Source organism: Yersinia sp. 2542 StPb PI, from assembly GCF_048593855.1.
GTDB classification, from domain to species: Bacteria; Pseudomonadota; Gammaproteobacteria; order Enterobacterales; family Enterobacteriaceae; genus Yersinia; species Yersinia enterocolitica_E.
Map to the genome: position 1 here is coordinate 1 of NZ_JAZGQA010000497.1, position 491 is coordinate 491.

Here is a 491-nt window from a genome sequence, read left to right on the forward strand (position 1 = left end):
AATACAGTCAGGTATCTTCCCACAGCGGCTCCAATTCAACAGGAAGTTGCTCCTTATCAAATCCCTCAAACCAGTAAACTGTTCCTTTTGGCCCAACAATCGGCACTTCCCCCCAACCCGGATGAAACAATGCGCGATCCCAGTCCGGCTTGAGACGACCACGTCGTTTAAGGCGCTCACCATTACATGCAACTGCGCGTATTGAAGGAAAGTTAATAAAGAAACTTAACGGCATTCCTTCTTTTTGTGCACGTCGCAATTGCAGTGAGATCCAAGCTTGGTTACGTTGGCGAAGCTTTTTTTTCATTGGCTACACATCTGCTAAGACAATTGATAAACCTAGTAATGACAGTATGTCTGGTGAGTTTCCAGATGTACTCAGTTACTCTTGCATTTATATCGCTAAATGGCGAGGTCACTATAATTGCCCATAATACCAGCGTTCGCCTGAAAACCACTCATCCGGGTCGTCACCACCATAGTAGTCAAGT

General features: G+C 45.4%; 1 protein-coding gene. It reads right to left on the reverse strand.

Translation table 11 applies throughout. The features are described 5' to 3' along the window. Nucleotides 1-7: 7 nt before the first annotated feature. Nucleotides 8-307 carry a hypothetical protein gene (locus V1952_RS22475; protein ID WP_042569311.1) on the reverse strand — a complete coding sequence of 100 codons (300 nt, stop codon included), beginning with the start codon at nucleotides 305-307 and terminating at the stop codon, nucleotides 8-10. Nucleotides 308-491 lie beyond the last annotated feature (184 nt).